This window comes from Halostella litorea (assembly GCF_004785955.1).
Lineage (GTDB): Archaea > Halobacteriota > Halobacteria > Halobacteriales > Natronoarchaeaceae > Halostella > Halostella litorea.
Genome location: NZ_ML214300.1, coordinates 674,664 through 697,389, shown reverse-complemented (window position 1 = coordinate 697,389; position 22,726 = coordinate 674,664). Strand labels below are relative to the sequence as shown.

General features: G+C 71.3%; 22 protein-coding genes and 1 tRNA gene. 9 read left to right on the top strand and 14 right to left on the bottom strand.

The window, feature by feature from the left end; translation table 11 throughout:
• Positions 1-59: 59 nt before the first annotated feature.
• The gene (locus EYW40_RS03630) at positions 60-1,049 is read right to left on the bottom strand and encodes a transcription initiation factor IIB (protein ID WP_135820245.1); all 990 of its coding nucleotides are present in this window, start codon (positions 1,047-1,049) and stop codon (positions 60-62) included.
• Between the two features lie 319 nt (positions 1,050-1,368).
• On the opposite strand from EYW40_RS03630, the gene EYW40_RS03625 reads away from it, so the two are divergent.
• Positions 1,369-2,550, top strand: a complete 1,182-nt coding sequence (locus EYW40_RS03625; protein WP_135820244.1) for a redox-regulated ATPase YchF — start codon at positions 1,369-1,371, stop codon at positions 2,548-2,550.
• Positions 2,551-2,569: 19 nt separating this feature from the next.
• On the opposite strand, the gene EYW40_RS03620 is transcribed toward EYW40_RS03625, so the two are convergent.
• Complete coding sequence (locus EYW40_RS03620) at positions 2,570-3,160, bottom strand: NADPH-dependent FMN reductase (RefSeq protein WP_135820243.1); 591 nt, start codon at positions 3,158-3,160, stop codon at positions 2,570-2,572.
• Positions 3,161-3,309: 149 nt separating this feature from the next.
• Between EYW40_RS03620 and EYW40_RS03615 the strand changes: the two genes are divergently transcribed.
• Positions 3,310-4,107 carry an aldo/keto reductase gene (locus tag EYW40_RS03615; protein WP_135820242.1) on the top strand — a complete coding sequence of 266 codons (798 nt, stop codon included), beginning with the start codon at positions 3,310-3,312 and terminating at the stop codon, positions 4,105-4,107.
• Here the strand turns inward: EYW40_RS03615 and EYW40_RS03610 are convergent.
• From EYW40_RS03610 to EYW40_RS03595, 5 genes are all read right to left on the bottom strand, one after another.
• Positions 4,104-4,955: a UbiA family prenyltransferase gene (locus tag EYW40_RS03610; protein ID WP_135820241.1), complete on the bottom strand. Its 852-nt coding sequence runs from the start codon at positions 4,953-4,955 to the stop codon at positions 4,104-4,106. The two genes, EYW40_RS03615 and EYW40_RS03610, sit on opposite strands and share 4 nt — an antisense overlap.
• Positions 4,956-5,015: 60 nt before the next feature.
• Positions 5,016-6,137 (bottom strand): pyridoxal phosphate-dependent aminotransferase, encoded by a 1,122-nt coding sequence (locus EYW40_RS03605; RefSeq protein ID WP_135820240.1) that lies wholly within the window; start codon positions 6,135-6,137, stop codon positions 5,016-5,018.
• A gap of 49 nt (positions 6,138-6,186) precedes the next feature.
• Positions 6,187-7,575, bottom strand: a complete 1,389-nt coding sequence (locus EYW40_RS03600; protein ID WP_135820239.1) for a two-component system sensor histidine kinase NtrB — start codon at positions 7,573-7,575, stop codon at positions 6,187-6,189.
• Positions 7,576-7,626: 51 nt separating this feature from the next.
• On the bottom strand, positions 7,627-7,773 hold the full coding sequence (locus EYW40_RS19810) for a hypothetical protein (protein ID WP_202614419.1): 147 nt from the start codon (positions 7,771-7,773) through the stop codon (positions 7,627-7,629).
• A 121-nt stretch (positions 7,774-7,894) separates the two neighbouring features.
• Positions 7,895-8,635 (bottom strand): proteasome assembly chaperone family protein, encoded by a 741-nt coding sequence (locus EYW40_RS03595; protein ID WP_135820238.1) that lies wholly within the window; start codon positions 8,633-8,635, stop codon positions 7,895-7,897.
• Positions 8,636-8,753: 118 nt separating this feature from the next.
• Between EYW40_RS03595 and EYW40_RS03590 the strand changes: the two genes are divergently transcribed.
• Complete coding sequence (locus tag EYW40_RS03590) at positions 8,754-9,662, top strand: RsmB/NOP family class I SAM-dependent RNA methyltransferase (protein ID WP_135820237.1); 909 nt, start codon at positions 8,754-8,756, stop codon at positions 9,660-9,662.
• Positions 9,659-10,162: a DUF7122 family protein gene (locus tag EYW40_RS03585; RefSeq protein ID WP_135820236.1), complete on the top strand. Its 504-nt coding sequence runs from the start codon at positions 9,659-9,661 to the stop codon at positions 10,160-10,162. Before EYW40_RS03590 ends, EYW40_RS03585 begins: the two co-directional genes overlap by 4 nt.
• Before the next feature lie 22 nt (positions 10,163-10,184).
• On the opposite strand, the gene EYW40_RS03580 is transcribed toward EYW40_RS03585, so the two are convergent.
• Positions 10,185-11,693 carry a DUF790 family protein gene (locus EYW40_RS03580; RefSeq protein WP_135820235.1) on the bottom strand — a complete coding sequence of 503 codons (1,509 nt, stop codon included), beginning with the start codon at positions 11,691-11,693 and terminating at the stop codon, positions 10,185-10,187.
• Between the two features lie 112 nt (positions 11,694-11,805).
• Between EYW40_RS03580 and EYW40_RS03575 the strand changes: the two genes are divergently transcribed.
• Positions 11,806-12,276, top strand: coding sequence for a hypothetical protein (locus EYW40_RS03575; protein WP_135820234.1), 471 nt, complete (start codon positions 11,806-11,808; stop codon positions 12,274-12,276).
• Here EYW40_RS03575 and EYW40_RS03570 read toward each other — a convergent pair.
• Positions 12,273-13,670 carry a DEAD/DEAH box helicase gene (locus tag EYW40_RS03570; protein ID WP_202614418.1) on the bottom strand — a complete coding sequence of 466 codons (1,398 nt, stop codon included), beginning with the start codon at positions 13,668-13,670 and terminating at the stop codon, positions 12,273-12,275. The two genes, EYW40_RS03575 and EYW40_RS03570, sit on opposite strands and share 4 nt — an antisense overlap.
• A 140-nt stretch (positions 13,671-13,810) precedes the next feature.
• Here EYW40_RS03570 and grpE point away from each other — a divergent pair, with 140 nt between their 5' ends.
• The 3 genes from grpE (at position 13,811) to EYW40_RS03555 (ending at position 18,107) form a co-directional block, all read left to right on the top strand.
• On the top strand, positions 13,811-14,689 hold the full coding sequence (gene grpE, locus EYW40_RS03565; RefSeq protein ID WP_135820232.1) for a nucleotide exchange factor GrpE: 879 nt from the start codon (positions 13,811-13,813) through the stop codon (positions 14,687-14,689).
• Between the two features lie 129 nt (positions 14,690-14,818).
• Complete coding sequence (dnaK, locus tag EYW40_RS03560; protein ID WP_135820231.1) at positions 14,819-16,699, top strand: molecular chaperone DnaK; 1,881 nt, start codon at positions 14,819-14,821, stop codon at positions 16,697-16,699.
• Between the two features lie 232 nt (positions 16,700-16,931).
• Complete coding sequence (locus tag EYW40_RS03555) at positions 16,932-18,107, top strand: tubulin/FtsZ family protein (RefSeq protein WP_135820230.1); 1,176 nt, start codon at positions 16,932-16,934, stop codon at positions 18,105-18,107.
• A gap of 55 nt (positions 18,108-18,162) precedes the next feature.
• Here EYW40_RS03555 and EYW40_RS03550 read toward each other — a convergent pair.
• Positions 18,163-18,247: transfer RNA gene (locus tag EYW40_RS03550), tRNA-Ser, on the bottom strand.
• 97 nt (positions 18,248-18,344) lie between these two features.
• On the opposite strand from EYW40_RS03550, the gene EYW40_RS03545 reads away from it, so the two are divergent.
• Positions 18,345-19,295, top strand: a complete 951-nt coding sequence (locus EYW40_RS03545; protein ID WP_135820229.1) for an AAA family ATPase — start codon at positions 18,345-18,347, stop codon at positions 19,293-19,295.
• Between the two features lie 7 nt (positions 19,296-19,302).
• Here EYW40_RS03545 and EYW40_RS03540 read toward each other — a convergent pair whose 3' ends face one another.
• From EYW40_RS03540 to EYW40_RS03525, 4 genes are read right to left on the bottom strand one after another with little or no spacing between them, the layout of a single operon-like run.
• Positions 19,303-19,803 (bottom strand): DUF7519 family protein, encoded by a 501-nt coding sequence (locus tag EYW40_RS03540; RefSeq protein WP_135820228.1) that lies wholly within the window; start codon positions 19,801-19,803, stop codon positions 19,303-19,305.
• A complete protein-coding gene (locus EYW40_RS03535) occupies positions 19,800-21,176 on the bottom strand; it encodes a DUF58 domain-containing protein (RefSeq protein ID WP_135820227.1) in 1,377 nt (458 codons plus the stop codon). The genes EYW40_RS03540 and EYW40_RS03535 overlap by 4 nt, the downstream gene beginning before the upstream one ends.
• Positions 21,173-21,757, bottom strand: coding sequence for a DUF7269 family protein (locus tag EYW40_RS03530; protein ID WP_135820226.1), 585 nt, complete (start codon positions 21,755-21,757; stop codon positions 21,173-21,175). The genes EYW40_RS03535 and EYW40_RS03530 overlap by 4 nt, the downstream gene beginning before the upstream one ends.
• Entirely contained in the window at positions 21,754-22,710 is a 957-nt protein-coding gene (locus tag EYW40_RS03525) for a DUF4129 domain-containing protein (protein ID WP_135820225.1), read from the bottom strand. The genes EYW40_RS03530 and EYW40_RS03525 overlap by 4 nt, the downstream gene beginning before the upstream one ends.
• Between the last annotated feature and the right edge of the window lie 16 nt (positions 22,711-22,726).

Genomic DNA, 22,726 nt, shown 5'->3' with positions numbered 1-22,726 from the left:
GACGCGTTCGACGGCGGGACGGCCTCAGAGAAGGAGCGACGCGAGCGGCGCGACCGTCATCAGGCCGGGGCGATAGCGCCCTCGGCCTCCAGCAGCTCCTTGTAGCGGTTGCGGATGGTGACCTCGCTGATGTCGGCCACCTCGCTGACCTCGCGCTGGGTGATCTGCTCGTTGGTGAGCAGCGGGGCGGCGTAGACGGCGGCGGCCGCGAGGCCGACCGGCGACTTCCCGCTGTGGACGCCCTCCTCCTTCGCGTTCTTCAGCAGTTCGCGGGCGCGGTGCTCGGCCTCGTCCGAGATGTCGAGGTCGCTGGCGAAGCGCCCGACGTAGCTCTCGGGGTCGGCGGGCTGGACCTCGAGGCCCAGTTCGCGGACGATGTAGCGGTACGTCCGCTTGAACTCCTGGTCGCCGATCCGGCTGACGTTCGCCACCTCGTCGATGCTGCGCGGCGTGCCGGCCTGTCGGGCGGCGGCGTACAGCGAACTGGTTGCGACGCCCTCGATGGAGCGACCCGGCAGCAGGTCCTCCTCGAGCGCGCGGCGGTAGATGACGCTGGCGGTCTCCCGGACGTTCTCGGGCAGGCCGAGCGCCGACGCCATCCGGTCGATCTCGCCGAGCGCCTGCTTGAGGTTGCGCTCCTGGGAGTCACGCGTACGGAACCGCTCGTTCCAGGTGCGCAGGCGCTGCATCTTCTGGCGCTGGCGCGAGGACAGGGAGTTGCCGTAGGCGTCCTTGTCCTGCCAGCCGATGTTGGTCGAGAGGCCCTCGTCGTGCATCATCTTCGTCGTCGGCGCGCCGACGCGGGACTTCTCGTCTTTCTCCTTGGCGTCGAACGCGCGCCACTCGGGGCCGCGGTCGATCTCGTCCTCCTCGACGACGAGGCCACACTCCGCACAGATGGTCTCGCCGCCCTCGGCGACGAGGTCGCCGCCGCACTCGGGGCAGACGCGCTCCTGCTCGTCGGTCTCCTGCTCGCTGGTTTTCTCCTCTGTTCGTTCGGGAGCAGTTACGCTCCCCTGCTCGGTCGTTCGGATGCTCGTATCTGTCATTGGTATCACCGTGAGAGGGCGGGGACTACCGGTGGGGAAAAACCCGAAGAAGCCCGGAAGCCACGTCTTCCTGTGTACGTACTCAGGACCGATAGCTACTTAAATCTTTCGTCGATATTGCGCTCGAATTGCAAACCTGTCTGCCGCAGTCACCCGGTGTTTCCCGGCTAATTGCGGGGGAACGTCCCCGCCGATCCGCCCGAAATCCCTCCGGTTTCTTGCCTGACGGTATTGCAAAACGTGTACATTAGTGAATGACAACCGTTCACACCCGCGGGCGGACCGAAAGGCAGTTTTCGCCGACCCGGGAACTGTCCGTATGCTCTCAGTCGCGCTTGCCGGCAAGCCAAACGCCGGCAAGTCCACGTTCTACACCGCGGCGACCCGCGCCGACGTCGACGTGGCGAACTACCCCTTCACCACCATCGACGCGAACCGCGGGGTGAGCCACGCCCGGACCGACTGCCCCTGCCTCGACCGCGAGGAGCGCTGCGGCGACGACCGCTGCCGCGACGGCAAGCGCTACGTCCCGATCGAACTGCTCGACGTCGCCGGCCTCGTCCCCGGCGCGCACGAGGGGAAGGGCCTAGGCAACCAGTTCCTCGACGAACTGACCAACGCCGACGCGATCATCAACGTCGTCGACGCCAGCGGCGCGACGAACGCCGAGGGCGAACCCGTCGAGGTCGGCGAGCACGACCCGCTGGACGACATCGACTTCGTCGAGGAGGAGATGGACCTCTGGCTGGCGGGCATCGTCGACCGCAACTGGGAGTCGGTGACGCGCAAGTCCCGCTCGCCCGACTTCGACATCGACGAGGCGCTCGCGGAGATGCTCACCGGCTTCGGTGCGACCGAGGCCGACGTGGCCGCCAGCCTCCGCTCGCTTGAGTACCCCGAGGACCCCCAGCAGTGGACCGACGAGCACCGCGAGGAACTGGCCCGCGACGTGCGCCGACGCACCAAGCCCATCGTCGTCGCCGCGAACAAGATAGACGTCGCCCCCGAGGAGAACGTCGAGCGCCTGCTCGACCTGGACAAGCCCGTCATCCCGACGACCGCCGAGGGCGAACTCGCGCTCCGGAACGCGGCCGACGCGGGCGTCGTCGACTACGACCCCGGCGACCCCGACTTCGAGATAGTCGGCGACGTCAGCGACCAGCAGCGCGACGCGCTGACGGGCCTGCGCGGGACGATGGCCGAGCACGGCGGCACCGGCGTCCAGGCCGCGCTCGACGAGGCCGTCTACGGCCTGCTCGACCGCGTCACCGCCTTCCCCGTGCAGGACGCCTCGAAGTGGACCGATGCCTCGGGCGACGTGCTCCCCGACGCGTTCCTGCTCCCCCCCGGGTCGACGCCGGTCGACCTGGCCTACGCCGTCCACAGCGACATCGGCGACGGCTACCTTCACGCGGTCAACGGCCGGACGGACCGCGAGGTCGGCGAGGGGTACGAACTGGAGGAGGGCGACGTGATCAAGATCGTCAGCACGGCGTCGTAGGAACGGTCGACGTCCCTTTTTACTCCCCGGGCGCGCCCGCGATCGGACTGCCCTGTCGGGCGGCCAGTTCGGGATACTCCTCGACGCCGGCGTACTCGGCCAGTTCCCGCCCGAGTTCGCGGACGCGGTCCGCGACGCCGTCGTCGTCGATTCCGTCGGTTCCGACCGTCGAGGAGGCGTTCGGGATGCCGACCTCCAGCGGGTGGGTCCAGGCGTTCAGCGTCCGGCAGACCGCCCGGAGGTGCGCCAGCGCGGGCTTGGGGTAGCTCCCGCCCGCGACTTCCAGCAGGCCGACGAGTTTGCCCCCGAACTCGTCGCGGCCGAGGTGGTCCAGCGCGTTCTTCAGGTGGCCGGCGTACGAGCCGTGGTAGTTGGGCGTGCCGAGCAACACGGCGTCGGCGTCCGCAACGATCCGCGCGAGGGCCTCGGCGTCGGCGGGGGTGGGCGCGTCGGGGTCCAGCGGCGGCAGGTCGTACTCCCGGAGGTCGACGAGTTCCGTCGTCGCGCCGGTCCCGGCCGCGGCGTCGAGCGCCGCGCGGAGGGCGACCCGCGTCCGGCTCTCGTCGCGGCGACTACCGCAGATCGCCACGACGTGGGTGTCGCGTTCCATCGTGTTCCTCACTTACGGACACACCCACTAAAGGGCACGCTGAACGGGATTTCCGTAGAAATACTGACACTCGACCGAACCCGTGTCGGTTCGGTTACGAAAACGCGCGCCCGGAAACCGTCTTGTGCCCCACAGAAGAACGGTCGTACATGACCGACCGGATCCCGGATGTCGGCATCGGGACGTACGAGAACTCGGACCCGGAAGTCTGCGCCGAGAGCGTCGCGACGGCGCTGGACGCGGGGTACCGCCACGTCGACACCGCCGAGATGTACGGCAACGAGGCGGCCGTCGGCGAGGGGATCGCCCGCGCCGACGTCGACCGCGAGGACGTGTTCGTGGCGACGAAGATCGACTCCAGCAACCTCGCGTACGACGACGCGCTGGCGAGCGCTGAGGCCTGTCTCGACCGCCTCGGCGTCGAATCGGTCGACCTGCTGTACGTCCACTGGCCGATCCGGACGTACGACCCCGAGGAAACCCTCGCCGCGTTCGACGAACTGTACGACCGCGGTCTCGTCCGAAACGTCGGCCTGTCGAACTTCACGCCCGACCTGCTCGACGAGGCCATCGACCGCCTCGACGCGCCGCTCGCCGCGCATCAGGTCGAGTGTCACCCCCTGCTCCCGCAGGACGAACTGCGGGCCCACGCCGACGAACACGGCTACCGCCTCGTCGCGTACTCGCCGCTGGCGAAGGGGCGGGTGTTGGAGATGCCGGAACTGGTCGAGCTAGCCGAGGAAAACGACGCGACGCCCGCGGAGGTGAGCCTCGCGTGGCTGCTCGCGAAGGGTGCGGCCGTCATCCCGAAGTCCTCGTCGTCGGACCACATCCGGGAGAACCTCGCGGCGCGGGACCTGACGCTCGACGCCGAGGAACTGGCGCGGATCGACGCCATCGACCACCGGGAGCGACAGGTCGACTTCGACGCCGCCCCCTGGAACTAGGCGAGCGGTTCGAACCACACCGCCGCGACGAGCACCGCGAGGAACACGTACGACCCGCGAACGAGCAGCATCGTCGCCAGTTCCGGGTCTGCGCGGCGGGCGAAAAGCGCCACCGCGCCGAACGCGACCACCGACAGGGCGGCCGAGGGCGGGAACAGCCGCGCCGCCGCGAACGCGACGACGGCGACGAGCGCGGCGGCCATGAGCAGGTACGCCAGCGTCCGGGCGCGCTGCCGGCCGAGGACGACTGCGACGGTGCGCTTGCGGATCGAGCGGTCGTAGTCGTAGTCCTGCGCGTCGTCGATCACCTTCACGCCGGAGAGCAGGACGAGGAAGACGGCGGCGAAGGCCAGCGCCGTCGCGCCGACGCCCCCGGCCTGCACGTAGTGCCCGCCGGCGACGCTCAGCGCGATGCCGAGCGGGTAGCCCGTCGTCGCCGTCACGGGGTTCGTGTCGAGCTGCGGCGCGTGGCCGTAGCCGATGAGCCACGTCGGGAGCGTGATCAGCGCCGCGCCGACGCCCGAAAGCGCCCACAGCGCCGCGAGGCAGGCCGCGAACAGCGCCGTGGACCCGGTGAGCGCGAGCCGACAGCCCCGTTCGGTGAGCGGGTGGTCGTCGTCCTCGCCGCGGACGTGGAAGTCGACGTAGCCGTCCTTCACGTGGGCCGTGTACACCGCGGCGAAGATGGCCGTCGCGTGAACCGCGGCGAGGGGCGGGTCGAACCTGCCCGCCAGCACGCCGCCGAACAGCGAGGCGGCGACCGGCGGGAGCATGAACACCGGGTGCACCTGCGACAGGAGGGCACGGAGCGCCGGTTCCGGTCCGCGTCCGCGGCGCGAAAGTGGCATATGTTCCCACACGGACGGGACGAGTATAACGTTCGGGGCGGGACTCGCCCCCCGCTCCGCTTACCGCACCGCGTCGGCCGCCTCGCCCATGACCGCCAAGGCCTCCTTCAGCGTCTCCACGTCGGTCGCGTAGGAGATGCGGGCGTACCCCTCGCCGCCCTCGCCGAACGCGCCGCCGGGGACGACGACGACGCCGCGGTCGATGCACTCGTCGACGAACCCCTCGGGCACCTTCGGCATCGCGTAGAACGCGCCCTCCGGGGTCGGCGTCTCCAGCCCGATGTCGGCGAGGCCGTCGAGCAACACGTCGCGGCGCTCCTCGAAGGCGGCGACCATCTCCTCGACCGGCTGCTGTGGCCCGGTAAGCGCCGCCTCCGCGGCGTACTGGGCCGGCGCGCTGGCGCAGGCCTGCACGTACTGGTGGACGCGGAGCATGCGCTCGACCCGGCGGTTCGACCCGGTCACCCAGCCGAGCCGCCAGCCCGTCATCGAGTAGCTCTTCGAGCACGCGCCGATGACGACCACGTTGTCGCTCTCGGCGTAGGTCATCGGCGAGTGGTGCTCGCCGTCGAACACGATGTACTCGTACACCTCGTCGGAGATACAGAGCACGTCGTGCTCGTCGGCGATGCGGGCGAACTCCCGGATGTCCGCCTCGCTCTGGACCGTGCCGGTCGGGTTCGCCGGGCTGTTGACGACGAACGCGGCGGTGTCCTCGGTGATCGCGTCCTCGACCGCCGCCGGGTCCATCGTCAGGTCCTCGCGCAGGCCGACGGGCTTGGGCGTCCCGCCGGCGATGCGGGTCAGCGCGTCGTAGGCGACGAAGCCGGGGTCGGGGAAGATGACCTCCTCGTCGGGGTCGACGTGGGCCTCCATGGCCAGGTGGAGCGCCTCGCTCCCGCCGGCGGTGGCGATGACGTGGTCCGGGTCGACGGCGAACGTGCCGTCCCGGTCGTACTTCGCGGCGATCGCCTCGCGCAGTTCGGGGATCCCCTTGTTCGACGTGTAGGCGTCGCCGTCGCCGCGCTCTATCGCGTCGACGGCCGCCTGCCGGGCGTGCTCGGGCGTCGGGAAGTCCGGCTGGCCCAGTCCGAGGTTGATCGCGTCGTCGCCCGCCGCCTCGAACACCTCGCGGATGCCGCTGATCGACACTTGCTCCACACGCCGGGAGAAGTCCGTCATGTGCACTACCGGCACCGCGGACGGCATAACTCTTGATGCTCCGACGCCGTCAGTCCGGCGTGACGGCCGTCCGGAACTCGAACCGGGCACCGCCGTCGTCGCTCTCGCCCGCCTCGACCGTCCAGCCGTGGCCCGCCGCGATCCGCCGGACGATCTTCAGCCCGAGTCCGGTGCCGTCGTCGGCGGTGGTGTACCCCCGGTCGAAGATCCGCTCGCGCTCCGTCGCCGGGATCCCCCGGCCGTCGTCGGCCACGAAAAAGCCCCCGTCGGTCGCGCCGACGCGGACGGTCACGCCGTCCGTGCCGCCGTCGCCCCGCACGTCGGCGTCCGACGCCGCCGCGCCGTGCTCGACGGCGTTGCGGAACAGGTTCTCCAGCAGCTGCCGGAGCCTGGTCCGGTCGGCCCGCACCGTCGGGTCGCGGTTGGGCAGGTCGATCGCGGCGTCGGCCGTCGGGACCCCGTTCCAGGCGTCGGCGGCGACGTCCGTCAGCGACACCGGGTCCGGTTCGCTGACGACCTTCCCCTGCCGGGCGAGGCGGCGCAGGTCGGCCAGCAGTTCGTCGATCCGTTCGACCTCGCGTTCGATCACGTCCAGGTGGTGCGGGTCGTCGTCCTCCCGTGCCAGTTCCAGGTGGCCGTCGATCACGTTCAGCGGGTTCCGGAGGTCGTGGGTGACGGTGCTGGCGAACTCGTCCAGCCGCTCGTTCTGCCGTTCGAGCGTCTCCGTCCGGCGCTTGCGCTCGGTGATGTCGCGGATGACCCCGACCGACCCCTCGACGGCCCCGCTCTCGTCGGTGAGGAGGGCGACGTTGTTCTCGGTCGGGGTGGTCGCGTCGCCGGCCCCGACGGACCACATCTCGTAGGTGTCGCGGTCGCGCCCGTCGTCCGCGGCCAGCGACCGGAGCAGTTCGGTCCCGCGTTCGTAGTCCTCCTCGGGCATGAACTCGGTCGCGTGGCTCCCGACGAGCGTCGCCCGGTCGCACCCGAGCGCCTCCGCCATCGCCTCGTTGGCCATCGTGATCCGCCCGTCGGCGTCGAGCATGTACATGGCGTCGCCCACGGTCTCGACCAGGGTCCGATACCGGTCGAGTTCGCGGTCCTCGACCGCGCTCCGCACCCGCCGCCGGACGACCGTGGGCGGGGCGTCGGCGCGCACGTAGTCCGTCGCGCCGGCCTCGACGGCGCGGTCGACCCCCTCGCCGTCGAGCGTCACGAACAGCGCTGGCGGCGACCCGTCGCCGGTCACGTCCCGGAGCAGGGCCGGCCAGCCCGCGACCCCCTGCTCGACCACGACGAGCGACCGGGCGGTACGGTCGAGGGCCGCCCTGGCCGCGTCGGCCTCCTCGACCGTGCGCACGCTCACCCCGTCGACGGACGCCGCGGCGTCGGCCACCGCGCCGCCGCCGACGTACAGCAGCGACGTCCCCTCCCCAGTCATGTTGGGGTAGTAACGTGTGGGATACGATATAAAGGATTCGCCTGCCGCGCGCTACTCGCTCGCCTCGCGCAGTTCGTCGAGGTGGGTCTCCAGCCGCGACAGCGCCGCGTCGGCGTCCATGTACCCCCGTTCGTACTCGCCGTACACCGTGTCGGCCTCGTCGATGAACTCGTCGACCGCGGTTTCGAGGTCGCTCATGCGTCCCCGTCCGACCGCCAGCGTGAAGTGTCGGTCGGTCTGCGCCGGCGGCGGTCGGGGTTCGGCTGCACCGGTCCGGCTGCCGCCGGCAGTAGCGGCCGCGACACGTCGCCCGGCGCGGTTACTGGAACATCCGCAGCGGCTGGGCCTGCGAGCTCTCGGCCTCCCCGGCCTCCTGCATCCGGCGGGCCAGTTCCTCCTTCTGCTTGCGGATCTCCTCGGCGCGGTCGACGAGGTGGTCGACGGACGGGTCGACGCCGGCCAGCGGGCCGATGCCGCGGTCGATGAGGACCCGGGCGGCCTCCGGGTCGGGGAACTGCGGGTCGCTCTCGACCACCAGCGCGACGCTGTCGGTCTCGGTCTCGGCGGCCCGGCCGACGAGCGCGCCCGTCGGCCCGGCGATCGCGCCGTTCTCCTCGGGCCGGTCGATGCCCTGCTCGTCGAGCAGCGTGCCGCCGGCCCCCGTCCCGATGCCGAACAGGGAGGGGACGCCCTCTTTCTCGGCCGGGCGGCCGCTCAGGTACAGCGGGGTGACGTCGTTGTCCGCGATCCACGACGTGACGCAGGCGGCGAACTCGTGGGCGGCGTTTGCCGACACCGGCACGTCGCTCTGGAGGGCCAGCAGGTCGCGCTCCTCGTCGGCGTACAGCCGAACGGGCGGGCGGACCGTCCGGTCGCCGTCGCCGTAGACGGCGATCCGCGGGATGCCGTCGCAGTGAACGCTCGCGTAGTACTCCATGTCGAACTCCTCGACCAGGTGGTCGGTCGCTATCTTCCCGACCAGCCCGACGCCGGGCATGCCCTCGACCAGCCACGGTTCGTCCAGGTCGACGCCGTCAGTCCGGATCTTGACGCGAGCCATGTTCCGAATGTCCCGCGGCGGCGGCTTAACGATGCGGGGTGGAGCGACCGGACGGCTCCGCCGCCGTCCGACCGCCGCTCCGAAACCCACAAGCGACCGCCGGGCGAACGGCGGCGTAATGGACCCACTGGACCGGTATCGGCCCCTCGTCGACGACTTCGAGGCGTTCCTCGACGCGTGCCGGCGGCCGCTCCCCTCGGCCGTCCGGGTCAACACGATCAAGGCGTCGGTCGAGCGGGCGACCGCGGCGCTGGACGCCGAGGGCGTCGGCTGGGAGCAGGCGGCCTGGAACGACCGCGTCATGACGGTGGACACGGACCGCCCGGGCAACACCTGGCCGTACTACCACGGCTGGCTCCACGGCCAGGAGGAGGTGTCCGCGCTGCCCGCGACGGCGCTCTCCCCGGAACCGGGCGAGCGCGTCTGGGACGCCTGCGCCGCGCCGGGGAGCAAGACCACCCACCTCGCCGCGCTGATGGACGACCGCGGCCTGCTGGTCGCCAACGACAGCAACCTCGGCCGCCTCTCGGCGCTGCGCTCGAACGCCGAGCGCCTCGGCGTGACGAACGTCGCGGTGACCAACCAGGACGCCCGGAACTTCTCGCTGAAGCCCTTCGGCGGCCGGGAGTTCGACCGCGCGCTGGTCGACGCGCCCTGCTCCTGCGAGGGGACGATCCGCAAGAACCCCGACGCGCTCGACGGGTGGACGATGGACCACGTCCGCGGCGTCGCCGGCGTCCAGAAGGGGATCCTCCGCCGGGCCGTCCAGGCCACCCGCGCGGGCGGCACCGTCGTCTACTCCACCTGCACGTTCGCCCCCGAGGAGAACGAGGGGGTGCTCGACCACGTCCTCCGCGAGGAGGACTGCCGGCTGGTCGACCACGGCCTCGACGTCGACTGCATCCCCGGCGTCACCGAGTGGGACGGCGAGACGTACGACGACAGCGTCCGCAAGGCCGCCCGCATCTACCCGCACTTCCAGGACACCGGCGGCTTCTTCGTGGCGAAACTGGAGGTGGGCGCATGAGCGAAAACGACGGGAACCGGTTCGACCGCCTTCCGGCGACCCCCGAGGACCGCGAGGTCGAGGGTCGCGCTTCGCGGCGGGAGATCGTCGACTGGTGGGACGAGCGCTTCGGCGTCCCACCGGAAACCTTCGCCGACCACACGTTCTGGGAGAAGGGCGCGGGGAAGGTCTGGATATTCGCCGGCGACGTCGACTCCCCGGTCGAGGTGGAGGGCCTCGGTATGACGTTCATGCGCACCCGGCAGGAACACTGGAAGCCCACGACCGAGGCCGTCCAGCGCTTCGGCGAGCGCGCCGAGCGGAACGTGATCCGCCTCTCCCGCGAGGAGGCGACGCGGTTCGTCGCCGGCGAGGACCAGGAACTCGACTGGGACGGCGACTGGGGCTACCTCATCGCGGCCCACGAACTCGCGGGCGGCGACGCGCCGCTCGGCGTCGGCCTGTACGTCCACGGCGAACTCCGGTCGCGCGTGCCGAAGGGCCGTCGGCGGGAGTTCTGACGGCCGGTTAGTCCCGCGACCGCTACTCCCGCTCCCGCACCGTCCCGCCGCCCAGCCCCTCCCACTCGACGCGGTAGCCCAGCCTCGACAGCGTCGCGCTCGCGTCGTCGATCCCGCGCTCGTCCAGCAGGGCCTCGGCCTCGGACAGCGACATCCCCGCGGCTATCTCGCCGGCGAGTCCCTCCAGTACCGCGGGCCGCACCAGCGTCCGGCCGACCATCTCGTGCTCGGGGAACGCCTTCCCCTCGACGGCGGCCTCGCCCACGCGGTGGCGCTCGGCGAGTTCGGCGAGCGTCACGACGTCGTCCTCGGGCGCGAGTTCGGCGGGGAGCGCCGCGGCGCTCTCGGCGACCAGTTCGTCCTCGTAGCGCCGGAGCGCGTCGCGCACGTCCTTGATCCGCACGCTCCCGGCGTAGGGGATCGCGCGGTGGTCCCGGGCGACTATCTCCTCGCCGACGCCGAGGCTCTCGTCGACCGCGACGAGGAGTTCGACGTCGTCGACGGCGTCCAGTTGCGCGAGCTTCTTCTCGACGTACTCCGGCGTCCAGAAGCCCATGATCTCGAAGAAGACGCGGAAGTCGGCGTGGGCGTACTCGAACGCGAAATCGGGGATCATCACCCGCGACCCCGCCGCAAGCGGCTCCGGCTCGCGGACCAGGTCCCAGTCCAGGCCCAGCGACTCGAACCGCGCGGCGAAGTCGGCCTCGACGCCGCTGTCGTAGCTCACCTCCGTCACGGGCTCGGCGTCGGGCACCCGCACCGGGTCGTCGGAGGAGAGCCGGAGTTCGCGCTCGGTGCCGCGGTCGTCTATCGTCGCGGTCAGCCGCCACTCCTCGGCTTTCGCCAGCGTCCGCAGGAGGCGGGCGAAGCGCGTCCCGTAGCGCCGCGTCGACCGGAACAGCCGCGTCGGCCCCGTCACGACCACCTCGCGTTCGCCGCCGTCGAGCCGGACCACCTCGTACATCAGGCGGAGGCGCTTGACCGCCGAGACGAGCGCCTTCGGGTCCGACGAGCGCGCCCGGACCTCCGTCGCGTCGAACAGCGCGGTCTGGGCCAGCGAGAGGTTGTACTGCGCGACCAGTTCGTCGGGCGACCAGCGCGCGTCGAACGCGGCGAGCACCTGCCGGTCCTCGCGGTCGGCGTACAGCGCCGTCTCGACGGTGTCGGGGTCGGTCCCGAGCGCGTCGGCCGCCCGCGACAGCGCCGTCCCGCGCTCGGCCTCGGTGACCACGCCGACCGCCTCGCCGGCGGCGAACGCCTCGCGGCGCGCCCGTTCGGGGTCGACCCCCGCGCGGGTCTCGAACCGCGCCTCCCGCCCCAGCAGGTGCGCGAACCCCCGGACGAGCTTGAAGTCGTCGGCCTCGCGTTCGAGCGCCGTCAGCGCGTCGTCCAGGTCCGCCCGCTCCTCGCCGACGTGGCCCTGGAACGTCCCGAGGGCCTTCGCGGCGAGCGGCCGGTGTGCCCGGTCGGCGAACTGCGGGGAGTAGCCGCCGCCAGCCCGCGAGACGCGCAGGAGGTCCTTCGTCAGCATCCGCCCGGGTGTCGGCGGGCCAGGGAAAAAAGCGGTCGGGTGCCGGGTGCGGTCCCCGTGGCGGCCGGCCGAGGTCACAAGACATACGTCCCCCTGCCCCGACCCCTCGCGTATGCAACGGCGGGAACTCCTGCGGTCGCTCGCCGCGCTCGGCGCCGCCGGCCTCGCCGGCTGCGGGCGCAACGAGGAGGGCTGGAGCCGCCGGCAGGGCCCGCCCGAGCCCGGCGACTACCCGACGCCGACGGCCGAGTCCACCCCGGTCGACCCCGGCGGCATCACCGTCGGCACGACGCCGAGCCCCGGCCGGTGGTTCGCCTTCCGCGAGACGTCGTACGGCGAGACCGAGGACGGGTACATGACGGTCACGACGACGCTGGAGAACACCGACGCCGAGCGCCGGGCCGCGGTGCTCGTCTACGAGATCACCGCCGACGGGACGACGTACGCCCGGCGCCGCACCGTCCGGCTCGACCCCGGCGAGCGGGTGACCTACGAGTTCGTCTTCGACGTGACCCGCGACGAGTACCTGGCGGCCGACAGCCGGAGCATCAGCCCGCGCTGGGAGTCGGTCGACGGCCCCTAGCGCCGCCGGGCGGAGACTCGTTTTTCCGCGGTCCCCTCGCTCACCACCTCGTACAGCAGCGCGCGCTCCCCCAGCCCCGAGCCGTCGTCCGCCTTCGGGCGGAGGATCCGGCCGAGCCGCTGGGTGAACTCCCGCTCGCTGCCGCTGCCCGAGAGGACGACTGCGACGTTGGCGTCCGGCACGTCGACGCCCTCGTCCAGCACGTTCGACGTGACGACCCGCGAGTACGTGCCGTCGCGGAACCCCTCGATGACCTCCCGGCGCTCGGCCGCGCTCGTGCGGTGGGTGACCGCCGGGATCAGGAACCGCTCGGAGATGCGGTACGCCAGCTCGTTGTGCGCGGTGAAGACGATGACGCGGTCGTCGCGGTGGTCGTCGAGGATCCCGGCGAGCCGGGTGACCTTGTTCTCGCTGCCCATCATGATCTCACGGGCGCGCTGCTTGGCCAGCAGCGCCTCGCGCGCCTCCGGGTCCGACCCCGACCGCTTGACGAGTTCCTGGTAGTCGCTCCCGCTCCGCAGTTCGACGTTCGAGCGGGCGAGGTAGTCGGTGAACGTCTCCTGATTGTGCTCGTACTCCTCGCGTTCGTCGTCGGTCAGTTCGACCGCGATCCGCTTGACGTCGTACGGCGCGAGGTGCTCGCCCGCGAGTTCCTCCGCCGAGATCCGGTAGACGACCGGGCCGACGAGGCGCTCGACGACCTCGTGGGCGTCGTCCGGTCGCTCGAAGGTGGCGGTGAGCCCCAGCCGCGCCGGCGCGGCGAGCAGGCGGGCGATCTCGCGGTACCCCTCGCCGCCGAGGTGGTGGACCTCGTCGAACACGACGAGCCCGAACCGGTCGCCGACGTCGTCGCCCCGGAGGTACGCCGAATCGTACGTCGAGACGGTCAGCGCCTCGACGCGCTGCTCGCCGCCGCCGAGCTGGCCGACCGGGCGGTCGAACTCCCGTTCGAGTTCGCGCCGCCACTGCTGGAGGAGGTCGATCGTCGGCACGACGACGAGCGTCGGCGTCGCCAGTTCCTCGATGGCCGCGATGGCGATCACCGTCTTCCCGCTGCCGGTCGGGAGTTCGAGGACGCCGCGGCGCGGGCCGCCGCGGGCCGCCGCGTCCGCGCCGTCGACGGCGTTCCCGCCGTCGCGCCACGCGGCGAGCGCGTCGGCCTGGTACTCGCGGAGCTCGTACGCGGAGTCCAGCCCCGACAGCGGCTCCGTGTCGAGGACGCGGTCGTCGTAGGCGACGCCGCGCTCGTCGAGCCAGTCCCGCAGGTCGGCGTAGCGGTGGGCCGACGCCCGGCGGGTTCCCGAGCGGGGGTCGCGCTCGACGAACGGCGGGCAGTCGCCGTCGCCGTCGACGCGCACCGTCCCGTCCTCGAAGCGCAGCGTGAGGCCGCTCACGCGCGGCCGTTGGGACCGCCGGCATTTATCGCTCCCCCTTCGGTGCCGGACGCCAGCGCCGGGCGCGGCCACCCCGCGCCGGCCCCGTCCGCGACGGGCGCTTGAAAAAAACTAAACCCGCCCGACGGCTTCGTTCGCTCATGAGCGAGGACGAGGGCACGGACGCGGCGGCTCCGGCGGACGACGGCGACCGGACAGCCGACGTCGAAGCCGAGGCGGCCGCTGCGGAGTCGGATTCCGACAAGGAGCGAACGACCATCAGCGAGCAGCTCCCGGAGGCGGTCGCGGAGTACGACGAGGAACTGGGCGCGGACGTGCGCCGGCTGCTGGAGAAGGCCGTCGAACTCGACCGCCGCGTCGACGAACTGGCGGCCGAGCGCGACGAGTACGAGGAGCGGGCCGCGGAACTGGAGGACGAACTCGCCGAGCGCGACGAGGACGTCGAGGACCTGGAGGACCGCCTGAAGCGCAAGCAGGCGGACTTCCAGAACTACAAGAAGCGGGCGAAAAAGCGCCAGGACCAGATCCGCGACCGCGCGACCGAGGACCTCGTCGAGCGCCTGCTCGACGTCCGGGACAACCTGAACCGCGCGGTCGAGGACGACCACGACGACGTCGAGAGCATCCGCGAGGGCGTCGAGATGACCCTGAAGGAGTTCGACCGCGTCCTCGAGGACGAGGAGGTCGCCGAGATCGACCCCGACCCCGGCTCGGAGGTCGACCCGCAGCGCCACGAGGTGATGATGCGCGTCGAGAGCGACCAGCCGGCCGACGCCATCGCCGAGGTGTACACGCCCGGATACGAGATGAGCGACAAGGTGTTGCGCACGGCGCAGGTGACCGTCAGCGACGGCACGGGCGACGCCGACGAGAGCGACGCTGACGACGGGGCCGACGGAGACGACGCCGACGCGGAGGCAGACGACGACGAGGCGATCGAACTTGACGGTGCGGTCGACGAATCGGACGACGATGCCGGCGACGACGGGGACGGCGACGCTGACGACGGGGCCGCCTGACGCTTATAAAACCGCCCCGCTCGAACCGCCGCCGGTTTGTTTAATCCAGCCCCGTTCGCGTAGTTTTATTCGGCCCGCTCACCGAGTGTAGCAAGAGTTATACCGCCGAACCAGCAAACAACGCTCAAGATGGCGAGTAACAAGATTCTCGGAATCGACCTGGGGACGACAAACAGCGCGTTCGCAGTGATGGAAGGCGGTGACCCGGAGATCATCGTCAACAGCGAGGGCGAGCGGACGACGCCCTCGGTCGTCTCGTTCTCGGACGACGGCGAGCGACTCGTCGGGAAGCCGGCGAAAAACCAGGCCGTCCAGAACCCCGAGCGGACGCTCCAGTCCATCAAGCGCCACATGGGCGACGAGGACTACACCGTCGAGATCGACGACGAGGAGTACACGCCCGAGCAGATCTCGGCGATGATCCTCCAGAAGATCAAGCGCGACGCCGAGGAGTACCTGGGCGACGAGGTCGAGAAGGCCGTCATCACGGTGCCGGCGTACTTCAACGACCGCCAGCGCCAGGCGACCAAGGACGCCGGCGAGATCGCCGGCTTCGAGGTCGACCGCATCGTCAACGAGCCGACGGCCGCCTCGATGGCGTACGGCCTCGACGACGAGTCCGACCAGACCGTGCTCGTGTACGACCTCGGCGGCGGCACGTTCGACGTCTCTATTCTCGATCTCGGCGGCGGCGTCTACGAGGTCGTCGCGACCAACGGCGACAACGACCTCGGCGGCGACGACTGGGACCACGCCATCATCGACTGGCTGGCCGACGAGTTCCAGGACGAGCACGGCATCGACCTCCGCGAGGACCGGCAGGCGCTCCAGCGCCTCAAGGACGCCGCCGAGGAGGCGAAGATCGAACTGTCCAGCCGGAAGGAGACGGAGATCAACCTGCCGTTCATCACGGCGACCGACGACGGCCCGATCCACCTCGAACAGAGCCTCACCCGCGCGAAGTTCGAGTCGCTCACGGCCGACCTCATCGAGCGCACCGTCGAGCCGACCGAGCAGGCCCTCGAGGACGCCGGCTACGGCAAGGACGACATCGACGAGGTGCTGCTCGTCGGCGGCTCCACCCGGATGCCGCAGGTCGAGGAGCAGGTCGAGGAGCTCACCGGCAAGGAGCCCAAGAAGAACGTCAACCCCGACGAGGCCGTCGCGCTGGGCGCGGCGATCCAGGGCGGCGTCCTCTCCGGTGACGTCGACGACATCGTCCTGCTCGACGTGACGCCCCTCTCGCTGGGCATCGAGGTCAAGGGCGGCATCTTCGAGCGGCTCATCGAGAAGAACACGACCATCCCGACCGAGGAGTCGAAGATATTCACCACGGCCGCGGACAACCAGACCTCCGTGCAGGTCCGCGTGTTCCAGGGCGAGCGCGAGATCGCCGAGGAGAACGAACTGCTCGGCGAGTTCCACCTGACCGGCATCCCGCCGGCCCCCGCCGGGACGCCCCAGATCGAGGTGACGTTCTCCATCGACGAGAACGGCATCGTCAACGTCTCCGCCGAGGACAAGGGCTCCGGCGAGAGCGAGGAGATCACCATCGAGGGCGGTGCCGGCCTCTCCGACGCCGAGATCGACCAGATGCAGGCCGAAGCCGAGGAGCACGCCGAGGAGGACCAGCGCCGCCGCGAGCGCATCGAGGCCCGCAACGAGGCCGAGGCCTCGGTCCAGCGTGCCGAGTCGCTGCTGGAGGAAAACGAGGAGGAGGTCGACGCCGACCTCCGCGAGTCCATCGAGGCAAAGATCGACGACGTCGAGGCCGTCCTCGAGGACGACGACGCGACGAAGGAGGAGATCGAGGACGCCACCGAGAGCCTGAGCTCCGAACTGCAGGAGATCGGCAAGCAGATGTACCAGCAGCAGGCCCAGGCCGGCGCGGGCGGTGCGGGCGCGGGCGGTGCCGGCGGCATGGGCGGCGGCCCGGCCGGCGGTGCGGGCGGCGACGAGGAGTTCGTCGACGCCGATTTCGAAGACGTTGACGACGAGGACGACGCGTAAGCGGTCGACCCCGCCGACTCGATAGACGCGGTAGCGATTTTATCGGCGTTTCGACCCCCGACGAAGCGACGAAACCAGCTCCTGTTTCTTCCGTCCCAACGATCAGCGTTCCCGTTTTCGTCCGCTGGGGCGGCCGCTGCCTGACAGACTGGTAACTATCCCGGAACGGACCGGCCACATCTTGTGACGTACTATCATACGAGTCGGTGTTGGCACCTCCCACGGGAGACCTATGCAGTTAGCACTCATCGCAGTCGGCCAGGCCGGCGGCAAGATCGTCGACGAGTTCCTCGCGTACGAGCAGCGGGCCGAGGCCGACTTCATCACGGCCGCGACGGCGATCAACACGGCCCGCTCGGACCTGCAGGGCCTGCAGTACGTCCCGGAGGACAACCGCGTCCTCATCGGCCAATCCCGCGTCGGCGGCCACGGCGTCGGGGCGGACAACGAACTCGGCGCGGAGATCGCCGCCGAGGAGTCGACGGAGGTCGTCGCCGCGACCGACGACGTCCCGGTCAGCCACGTCGACGCGTTCCTCGTCGTCGCCGCGCTCGGCGGCGGCACCGGCAGCGGCGCGGGGCCGGTCATCGCCAAGGAACTCCAGCGCGTCTACTCCACCCCCGTCTACGGGCTCGGCGTCCTCCCGGCGACCGACGAGGGGGGCATCTACACGCTGAACGCCGCCCGCTCGTTCCAGACGTTCGTCCGCGAGGTGGACAACCTGCTGGTGTTCGACAACGACGCCTGGCGGAAGTCGGGCGAGACGCTGACCGCCGGCTACGACGAGATAAACCAGGAGATCGCACGCCGCTTCGGCGTGCTGTTCTCGGCCGGCGAGACCGGCGGCGGCGACGTTGTCGCCGAGAGCGTCGTCGACGCCAGCGAGATCGTCAACACGCTGGAGGCAAGCGGCGTCTCGGCGGTCGGCTACGCCTCGGAGGAGTTGGTCCCCGAGGACGAGGGCGGCCTGCTCTCGCGGTTCACCGGCGGCGGGTCGAACGCCGAACCCGACCCGAGCGAGGCGACGAACCGGATCACCAGCCTCGTCCGCAAGGCGACGCTGGGTCGACTGACGCTGCCCTGCGACGTCGACAGCGCCGAGCGCTCGCTGTCGGTCGTCGCCGGCCCGCCGGCCCACCTCAGCCGGAAGGGCATCGAGGAGGGCCGCCGCTGGCTGGAGGAGGAGACCGGCTCCATGGAGGTCCGGGGAGGCGACTACCCGACGAGGTCGGACTCCGTCGCCGCGGCGGTGCTACTCTCCGGCGTCACGGAGGTCCCGCGCATCAAGAAGCTCCAGATCATCGCCAACGAGACCCAGGACAACATCGAGGGCCAGCGCCAGGGCCAGGAGAAAGCCGAGGAGCAACTGATCGGCGACCAGGGCGAGGACCTGGACCCGCTGTTCTGACGCGAGTGGTCCCACGCCGCCACTGACGGCTCTCACCGGCGAGGGTCGTAGAAAGCGCCGAGGAGGAGATTTGAACTCCTGAGTCCTTGCGGACAGTTGCTCTCGAAGCAACCGCCTTGGCCGGGCTAGGCTACCTCGGCTCCATCAGGCGCTTCACCGTTGCCGACTTTATGGATTTCGGTTCGGCCGCGGGGCGACGATCACCAAAAATAAATCGGGGCCGTGCGGACGGGGACCATGGAAGTCCCCGACGCGAACGAGGAAGCACAGGCCGTCCTCGACACGGTCGGCGACGCAGTCATCGCCGACCGCGAGTTCCTCCGAACGGTGCTGCTGGGCGTGATGGCCCGCGGCCACGTCCTGCTGGAGGACGTCCCCGGCACGGGCAAGACCCTCACCGCGCGGTCGTTCGCGACCGCGTTCGGGCTCTCCTTCAGCCGGGTGCAGTTCACGCCGGACCTCCTCCCCTCCGACGTAACCGGCACGCACGTGTTCGACGAGGACTCCGCCGAGTTCTCCTTCAACGAGGGGCCGATCTTCGCGAACATCGTGCTGGCCGACGAGATAAACCGCGCGCCGCCGAAGACCCAGGCCGCGCTGCTGGAGGCCATGGAGGAGGGGCAGGTCACCGTCGACGGTGACACGCACGACCTGCCCGACCCCTTCTTCGTGATCGCCACGCAGAACCCCGTCGAGCAGGAGGGCACGTTCCCGCTGCCCGAGGCCCAGGTCGACCGGTTCATGGTCAAGACGAGCCTCGGCTACCCCGACCTGGACGGCGAGGTCGAACTGCTCCGCCGGCGGCGTGCCCGCGACACGCAGAGCCCCGACGCCGAGCGTGTGCTGACCGACGAGGCCGTCGATCAGCTCCGCCGGGTGCCCGAGTCCGTCCGGATCGAGGACGAACTGCTGGAGTACGTCGCCCGGGTCGCCCGGGCCACCCGCGAGGACCGCCGCGTCGAAGTCGGCGTCTCGCCGCGTGGCACCCAGCGGCTGTTCGAGACGGCCCGCGCCGAGGCCGTGCTGGCCGGCCGGGAGTTCGTCACGCCGGACGACATCAAGCGCGTGGCGCAGCCGGTGCTCGCCCACCGCCTCGTGTTGACGCCGGACGCGACGGTCAACGACGTCGAGAAGGGCGCGGTCGTCGAGAGCGTGCTGGACCAGGTGCCGGTGCCGACGCTGGAGTGAGCCGGCCTCAGGACCGCAGCACGGACGTCAGCGCCACGGCCCCGAGCAGGAGGAACACGAGCGCCGCGAGCGGGCGGCCCCCGCCGGCGACCTGATACAGGCCGTAACTGCACAGCGAGACGACCGCGCCGACCGAGACGCTGCCGGCCGCGTGGACCAGTTCGGCCCGGCTCGTGTCGGCCTCGCGGCCGAGCTGTTCGCCCAGCGAGACGGCGTTGTCGAGGAGGTCCCAGGCGACGACCGAGCCGCCGACGCCGGCCACGACGACGACGGTCGGCGCGCCAAGCACCCCCGAGACCATCGCCCCGAGGAACAGGAAGACGCCGGTGAGCGTCGCCGCCCGCCGCCAGCCGCGGAACGTCGTCCCGGCGGCCGCGACCATCGCGAGCGCGCCGAACGGCGCGGCGTAGAGCGAGTACAGCCCCAGCAGCGCCGTACACAGGCTCGCCACGACGACCGCCGCCATCCCGCTGTTGACCGGCGGCAGCCGGTCTATCTCGACGGTCACCGCGACCACCTCTTGCCGGCGCGGGCAAGCGCCGCCTCGGTGCTCATCTCCGCCGGTAGCTCGGCGACCCTGATGCCGCCCTCACGGAGCCCGGTGATCCGCTCGGCGCGTTCCGCGGCGGCCAGCCGGTGGCCCGCGGTCGCCGACGACGTCGGGTCCGGGCTAAGCACCGTGACGAGGTGGCCGTGGGCGTCGAGCAGCCGGGCCAGCCGGACGACCTGGTCGTCACACAGCGGCGAGAACAGGATCACCTGCGCGTCGTCGGGGAAGCGCTTGCGGAGCCGCCGCAGCCTGACCGAGAAGTAGAACGGGTCGTCGGGCACCTCCGGCGAGAAGGCCGGGTTCGCGGTGAACAGCTCCTGTGCCCGCGCGCGGTGGTCCGCGCCGAGGCCGGGCGGGAGCCACACCTCCGTCGGGCCGAACGCGGCGACCCCGACGCGGTTTCCGGCCTCCAGCAGCGCGGGGAACACAGACGTCGCGGCCGTCATCCCGCGGTCGACGGCGTGGGGGCTGTCGTCGTCCGGCCGGACGTACGCCTCCTCCCGGACGTCGAGCAGGAGCACGACCGTCGCGGAGCGCTCCTTCCGGAACCGGAGCGTCGCCAGTTCGCCGGTGCGGGCGTGGCGGTTCCAGTCGATGCGCGAGAGCGAGTCGCCCGCGCGGTACTCCCGCGTGGAGTGGAACTCGACCCCCTCGCCGCCGTCGTCGGTCTCGACCCGGCCGGCGTGGCGCGTCGTCAGCGAGCGGAGCGCGACCGACGACACCGGGTCGAACGACGGCTGGCACGACAGCCCGTCGTTCGTCGGGATGCGGACCCGGCGCTCGACCGCGCCGCTTGCCCCCCGTGCGATGGCGGTCAGCCGGTCGAACTCGTGGCTGCCCCGGGTCGCGAGCACCGTGTACTCGAACGACGCCGACTCGCCCGGCCGGAGCGCCGTGCCGAGCCGCGGGACGCCGTCGACCACACCGAGCGCCTCCGGGACGCCGTCGACGATCCGGAGGTCGAACAGCGGGGACGACCCCTCGTTCGTCACGGTGACCGTCACGGTCACCTCGTCACCGGGCTCCGGGTCGCGGTCCGAGAGCGTCCGGGCGACGGCGAGTGACACCTCCGGCGCGGTTCCCGCCCGCGCGTAGGCGGCGTACGCGACGCCGACGACGCCCGCGAGCAGCAGCGACGGCCGGGAAAGCGCCATGCCGAACCCGCCCGCCACGAACGCGATGGCGCTGACGCCGCGCCAGCGACGGGTCTCGGTCGTGTGTGTCTCGACCGGGTCCGCCGCCGCGTCGTCGGCCGCCGTCCCCGCCGCGTCCTCGTTCCCGTCGACGGCCGGGGTCTCGTCGCTCCCGGTCCGCGTAGCGCTCGCCGTCATTCCGACTCCCCCTCCGGTCGGTCGTCGACGCCGCGGAGGTCCGCGACGGCGTGTGCGGCCCGGCGGGCGCGGCGGTCGAACGTCGGTTCCATGGAGAACGTCTCTCTGAGCCGCCGCCACAGCGTCGACCCCTCGGGCCGGCCGGTCGAGAACATCGCCGCGGCCTGCGGGTCGTCGGTCCAGGTCCCGGCCTCAAGCATCTCGCGTGCGGTCGCCTCGGAGCAGTCCTCGGCGTAGGTGATCGCGTCGACCGCGGCCTCTTCGAGGCGGTCGCCGACCCGGTGTCTGCGGGCGGCCCAGCCGCGGCCCTTCCGGGCGGCAAGCCCCTCGTCGAACCCGTCGCCGGGCGTCGGGAGTTCCTGTCGCGTCTCCGGGTCCGGCGTCTCGAACTCGCGGGTCGACGACCGCCGCCGGGCGCTCACGACGCGATACCCCTGCAGCAGGGCCAGGAACCCGACGGCCACCACGATGCTCTCGGTCAGGCCGATCCCCGCTGCGGCCGACGGCACGAACACGAAGACGAAGCCAGCCGCCGCGGCGAGGAGCCCGAAGCCCGCGACGAGGGTCCGGAGCCGGCTCATCGGTCACCCCCTGCGGCCTCGCTGTCGTCCGCAGCGTACTCCCCCTCGATCCGCCGCAGCGCCGCGACGGCCCGCTGCTCGCGGTCCTCGGTCGGCGACGCGCCGCCGTACCGAACCTCCTCGAACAGCCGCGTCAGTTCGCCCACGTCCGACCCGGACATGCCGGCCTCGACGGCGGCGTCGGCGAACTCCGACGGCGTGCTCGACTCGGGCCGGTCCACGTCGAGGTGGTCGGTCATCTCCCGCCAGGCGCGGTACACCTCGTTTTCCACGTCCACGTCGTCCTCGATGCGGTCCGCCGCCCGCCCGGCGGCGCGGCCGATCGCCTCCCGCTGTTCGGCTGCGGTCTCCGCGTCCTCCTCCTGTGGCTCGTCGTCGCGGTCGTCGCTGGCCAGGTAGAGCCCGACGACCGTGACCGCGGCGACGCCGAGGACGAGCAGGATGAGCACCGGCGGGGCGGTCGGGTCGGTCACGTCCCCATCGCCGCTGCCCAGCGGCGCGCTCGACCCGTTCCCGTCGCCGACCGTCGGGGTCATGTTCATCCCCGGCTGTCCGGCGGGAAAGTCGCCGGCACAGCCCGCGGTCAGCACGACCACGAGCACGAGCAGCGGAATACCGACGGCCATCGCCATCCCGAATCCGGTCAACCAGCCGTAGCGCAAGTAGTACGGCACGCCGACGCCGAGCACGATGACCGCGAGGACCAGATACGGGCCCGGCCCGGAGAGTATCTGTAGGCAGATCGGGTCGATGCCGAAGTTGCCGCCGCCCGAGCTACCGGGGTCGTCGTCGCCGACGCCGCTCGGTTGCTGGTCGGGGGTGTCCGATGCGGGGGTGATACCGCCACCCCCACCGCCGGTGTCGACGGGGGAGGTGAGCGTCGCCGCCGCCAGCGCGATGGCGAGCACGCAGACGACGCCGATCAGGGCGGGGCGGAGGGCGTCTCTATCCACACGCCGTCTTGCCTCA

What these genes read in the sequence shown, in the direction of transcription:
- EYW40_RS03630 (WP_135820245.1), bottom strand. Translation starts at nt 1,049, where the DNA reads ATGACAGATACGAGCATCCGAACGACCGAGCAGGGGAGCGTAACTGCT.
- EYW40_RS03625 (WP_135820244.1), top strand. Translation starts at nt 1,369, where the DNA reads ATGCTCTCAGTCGCGCTTGCCGGCAAGCCAAACGCCGGCAAGTCCACG.
- EYW40_RS03620 (WP_135820243.1), bottom strand. Translation starts at nt 3,160, where the DNA reads ATGGAACGCGACACCCACGTCGTGGCGATCTGCGGTAGTCGCCGCGAC.
- EYW40_RS03615 (WP_135820242.1), top strand. Translation starts at nt 3,310, where the DNA reads ATGACCGACCGGATCCCGGATGTCGGCATCGGGACGTACGAGAACTCG.
- EYW40_RS03610 (WP_135820241.1), bottom strand. Translation starts at nt 4,955, where the DNA reads ATGCCACTTTCGCGCCGCGGACGCGGACCGGAACCGGCGCTCCGTGCC.
- EYW40_RS03605 (WP_135820240.1), bottom strand. Translation starts at nt 6,137, where the DNA reads ATGACGGACTTCTCCCGGCGTGTGGAGCAAGTGTCGATCAGCGGCATC.
- EYW40_RS03600 (WP_135820239.1), bottom strand. Translation starts at nt 7,575, where the DNA reads ATGACTGGGGAGGGGACGTCGCTGCTGTACGTCGGCGGCGGCGCGGTG.
- EYW40_RS19810 (WP_202614419.1), bottom strand. Translation starts at nt 7,773, where the DNA reads ATGAGCGACCTCGAAACCGCGGTCGACGAGTTCATCGACGAGGCCGAC.
- EYW40_RS03595 (WP_135820238.1), bottom strand. Translation starts at nt 8,635, where the DNA reads ATGGCTCGCGTCAAGATCCGGACTGACGGCGTCGACCTGGACGAACCG.
- EYW40_RS03590 (WP_135820237.1), top strand. Translation starts at nt 8,754, where the DNA reads ATGGACCCACTGGACCGGTATCGGCCCCTCGTCGACGACTTCGAGGCG.
- EYW40_RS03585 (WP_135820236.1), top strand. Translation starts at nt 9,659, where the DNA reads ATGAGCGAAAACGACGGGAACCGGTTCGACCGCCTTCCGGCGACCCCC.
- EYW40_RS03580 (WP_135820235.1), bottom strand. Translation starts at nt 11,693, where the DNA reads ATGCTGACGAAGGACCTCCTGCGCGTCTCGCGGGCTGGCGGCGGCTAC.
- EYW40_RS03575 (WP_135820234.1), top strand. Translation starts at nt 11,806, where the DNA reads ATGCAACGGCGGGAACTCCTGCGGTCGCTCGCCGCGCTCGGCGCCGCC.
- grpE (WP_135820232.1), top strand. Translation starts at nt 13,811, where the DNA reads ATGAGCGAGGACGAGGGCACGGACGCGGCGGCTCCGGCGGACGACGGC.
- dnaK (WP_135820231.1), top strand. Translation starts at nt 14,819, where the DNA reads ATGGCGAGTAACAAGATTCTCGGAATCGACCTGGGGACGACAAACAGC.
- EYW40_RS03555 (WP_135820230.1), top strand. Translation starts at nt 16,932, where the DNA reads ATGCAGTTAGCACTCATCGCAGTCGGCCAGGCCGGCGGCAAGATCGTC.
- EYW40_RS03545 (WP_135820229.1), top strand. Translation starts at nt 18,345, where the DNA reads ATGGAAGTCCCCGACGCGAACGAGGAAGCACAGGCCGTCCTCGACACG.
- EYW40_RS03535 (WP_135820227.1), bottom strand. Translation starts at nt 21,176, where the DNA reads ATGACGGCGAGCGCTACGCGGACCGGGAGCGACGAGACCCCGGCCGTC.
- EYW40_RS03530 (WP_135820226.1), bottom strand. Translation starts at nt 21,757, where the DNA reads ATGAGCCGGCTCCGGACCCTCGTCGCGGGCTTCGGGCTCCTCGCCGCG.